The sequence below is a fragment of the Palaeococcus sp. (in: euryarchaeotes) genome (assembly GCF_053987695.1).
On record NZ_JBMXHE010000090.1, the window covers coordinates 1 to 3,739 of the forward strand.

General features: G+C 45.9%; 4 protein-coding genes. All 4 read left to right on the forward strand.

Annotated features, from left to right (window positions below; genetic code table 11):
* Window positions 1-369 (forward strand): ferritin family protein (locus tag ACXJGZ_RS07280; RefSeq protein ID WP_456398841.1); only part of this gene is annotated, 369 nt, incomplete at its 5' end.
* A gap of 296 nt (window positions 370-665) precedes the next feature.
* A complete protein-coding gene (locus tag ACXJGZ_RS07285; protein ID WP_456398843.1) occupies window positions 666-2,411 on the forward strand; it encodes an OPT family oligopeptide transporter in 1,746 nt (581 codons plus the stop codon).
* Between the two features lie 4 nt (window positions 2,412-2,415).
* Window positions 2,416-2,934, forward strand: coding sequence for a cell division protein (locus ACXJGZ_RS07290; protein ID WP_456326428.1), 519 nt, complete (start codon window positions 2,416-2,418; stop codon window positions 2,932-2,934).
* A 54-nt stretch (window positions 2,935-2,988) separates the two neighbouring features.
* Entirely contained in the window at window positions 2,989-3,543 is a 555-nt protein-coding gene (gene thpR, locus ACXJGZ_RS07295) for an RNA 2',3'-cyclic phosphodiesterase (RefSeq protein ID WP_456398846.1), read from the forward strand.
* Window positions 3,544-3,739 lie beyond the last annotated feature (196 nt).

The window sequence follows — 3,739 nt, forward strand, 5'->3', positions numbered from 1 at the left end:
GAGACTTTTGCCTCTTCTGAAAAACCCTCTTTTATGAGTCATTTCTCATGGCTTGCGAGTGAGGAGCTTAGACACAGGATGACAGTTGAAGGCTTTTTGGAAGAGGGTATGCTGGAGGGAACCCCCATTATAGATTATCTGGATGCCCTAGGTCTTGAGCCCTACTTTAAAGATGAGCGTGTCGAGCCAAAAACTCTGGAGGACTTAATCTTGGATGCCCTTATAAGAGAAAAGCACTCCTATGAGCTCTATTCAAAACTATCGAAAATCTTGGAAGGCTCTTTGAGTGAGATATTCCTCATGATGGCAAATGAAGAGCTCAAACACGCTTATCGTCTGAAAATTATGTATGAGATGCTGGGAGAGTGAAGGTTCCCACGGAGGATTGTTTATTCATTCACCGTAGCATTCTAATATTCCCGTGCCCCACGTGTCGTAATGTGCTCTAGTGTTCATTTGGGCATTTCTCTGATGAGGGAAAGTTCATTGGTTATTGAAAAGCTGCATGGACGTTAATTGGAAGTAACTATTGTTTGTTATGGCTCTTTTATGGATTTAAACGCTCTGAAAAACTTTATATGTACTAAAAAGGCAGCATGTCTTGCTTTTGCTCTTGAGGAATTGAAAATGTATACAATGTGCACAAATGTACAGGAGGTTGGGATATGGAGAGCTTTAGGGACGTGCCAAAAAATGTTGCTTCGGATAAAAGACAAACATATCGTGAGATAACCCCAGCAGCCGTTATATTGGGCGTTTTATGGGGTGCGTTCATGGCTGCAAGCTTCACATATGCTGGGATGATAATGGGATTCACTTCAGGTGGCTCTGCAATAGCTGCAATTGTTGGATGGGGAATTCTTAGAGGCGTTCTTAAGAAAGGCACTGTTGTGGAGAACAACATCGTTCAAACCATAGCATCAGCTGTCAACATCTCCGTTTCGGGAGTTATATTCACAATACCTGCCCTCTACATCATGGGCATGCACGAGGAGATAAGTACCCTATACTTCTTCCTTGCAACTGCTGCAGGTGCCATATTGGGAATCACCTTCATAATTCCCCTTAGGAAGCAGATGATCGAGATAGACAGGCTTAAGTTCCCCACGGGAACCGCGGTAGCAACAGTTCTTAAGACCCCCGGAAGCGGTATAGAAAAAGCCAGATTACTGTTCTTCGGAATGATTTTGAGTGCTTTGGTTTATCTGGTGCAGCAGTTCCCCCTTCTTGGTCTGCCCCATGTGCTTCCAGAGGTCATTAACATAGGCTCCTTCCTCCATCTCCCTTCGTGGATAAATCTTGCCATGGCACTATCTCTAATGGTCTTTGGAATGGGGCTCATAACGGGAAGGAACGGTTTGATAGTCCTGGCCGGAGGAGCGCTCTCCTATTACATAATAACGCCCGTGGTTAAGGCTTTGGGATGGATTCCAAGTGATGTTCAGGGTGCTGCGGTGAGCTCATTTGTATATGCCAACATGACGAGACCCCTTGGGATAGGAATGCTCCTCGGGGGTTCAATTGCGGGTTTAATACTCTCCCTACCCGTCATAGCAGTAGCAATAAAGAGCATTGCCCAGGCTAATAAAATGGGTGCCAGGAGCAGGAATGAAGAGCTTCCAATAAGCTATCTCTATGTAGGTGCGGGATTGGCATTCCTTCTTCTGTTTATAACAGCATACAGACTTTCAAATCTGGGTTTAGGAAGGAGCCTCCTCACGGCGTTCATAGGTGTGGCATGGATATTCATAGCCTCTCTCTTAGTGGCTATGTCAACGGGAATGACGGACTGGAGTCCAGTTTCTGGACTTTCACTAGTCTCTGTGATGATACTCCTCTACCTGACAAACAAGAACGTTCCGCTGACGATCCTCTTGGGTGCTACGGTAGGCGTGGCTATCTCAGGTGCAGCGGATATGATGCAGGATCTCAAGACAGGGCATCTTGTGGGTGCTATACCCTCAAGACAGCAGAAAGTGGAGCTTTTAACCGCTTGGATTGGTCCGATAATAGCATTAACCGTCGTTGGACTCATATGGAAAGCCTATGGAATAGGAAATGACATGGTTCCCGCACCACAGGCGATGGCATTAAAATCAATGGTGGATGCAATACTCGGGGGAAGCGTTCCCATAGATAAATTCCTGGCAGGAGGTATCTTAGGATTTGCACTTTCATTAAGCGGCGTCCCTGGATTGGGAGTTTTGGTAGGTCTTTCAATGTATCTACCAATGCTCTACATACTCCCCTACGGTCTTGGATGCATAGTTCATGAGCTCACAAAGAAGAAAAAGGGACACGAATTCATCACAGAGAAGGTGCTTCCCTTTGCTGCAGGTTTGATGGTAGGAGAAGCTGCAATGACATTGCTCTTTGCCGTGCTAACTGTGGCTGGAGTCCTGCATCCATGAGGTGATGGAGATGAAAAAGCTCATCGGAAATATCATGCTTACAGGAGGATTAATTGGAGGGGCAATTAGTGCTGCAAGGATACCTCCAATGTGGGGAGGAGTTATTGGGTCATTGATCATCATGGGAGTAGGCATAGTTCTTAGAAGGCGGGGAGAGAAGGAAGAGCTTCACAGGGCGACTCAGAAAGGAAGTGGGGGAATTCAGGAACTCGAAAGAATCCTTACTAAGGCTATAGAAGATGTTGGGGAAATAATGAAGATAGAAGAGCACAATAAGGTTAGGGAATCCCTATCAAAGGTGCTCGAATTTTTGGACGGGTTTGCGGAGAAAGCTCGGCCCCTGAGAATCGAGAGTCTTAAGGCATACGGGCAGCTCATGACAGCTTTCAGCAGGGCGGAGAGAAGTCTAAACAGAGCCTGGAGTGCCTATGCCGATGGCTATGAAGGCGAAGGGAGAACTTATTTGGAGTTTGGATACGAGGGCTTGAAGGAAACCCTCAACACACTGAAATCCATTGAGTGATTCATTTTTAGGAATCTTTTTATTTTTTAACCCCTATCTTGTAGGGGTGGTATTATGAGGGCGTTCATCGCCATTGAGATTAACGATGCGGTTAGAGAAAACCTCGTTAAAGCGCAGGATAAGATTGAGCGCGCTAAAGCGGCTAAGATAAAGTTCGTTGAGCCGGAAAACCTGCATTTAACGATCAAGTTTTTGGGGGAGATTACAGAGGAGCAGGCGAAAGATATAGGCGAGATTTTGGAGGGCATAGCTAAAAAATACAGGAAGCACAGCGTTAAGGTTAAGGGTATAGGCGTTTTCCCAAGCTACAACTACATCCGCGTTATGTGGGCGGGCTTAGAGGGAGATGAGGAAATCAAAAAAATTGCTCAGGACGTTGAAAACGCCATGAGGAAGCTCGGCTTTAAAAAGGACAAGGAGTTTGTGTCACACATAACGATTGGAAGGGTAAAGTACGTCAGGGACAAGGTCGAGCTCATGCTCACTTTAAAGGAGCTCGCCAATGAGGACTTCGGTGAATTCACAGTTGAAGCTATAGAGCTCAAAAAGAGCACCCTAACGCCCAAGGGCCCGATTTACGAGACGATAAAGCGTGTTGATTTAGGTTGATAGTTGGTTATCGACTTATTTATATACCCCTTGATAGTGAGGTAGCAAGTGATGACGAGAGATATCTTGCAGGAAGTCCTTCAAAAGATAAAGCCAAGCAAAGAGGAGCGCGAGCTTGTTGAGAGGATAAAGGGCGAGCTCCTAGGCTTGGTTAGAGAGGGGATAGAGAGAGCTGGCTTAGAGGTCAAGCCCTACT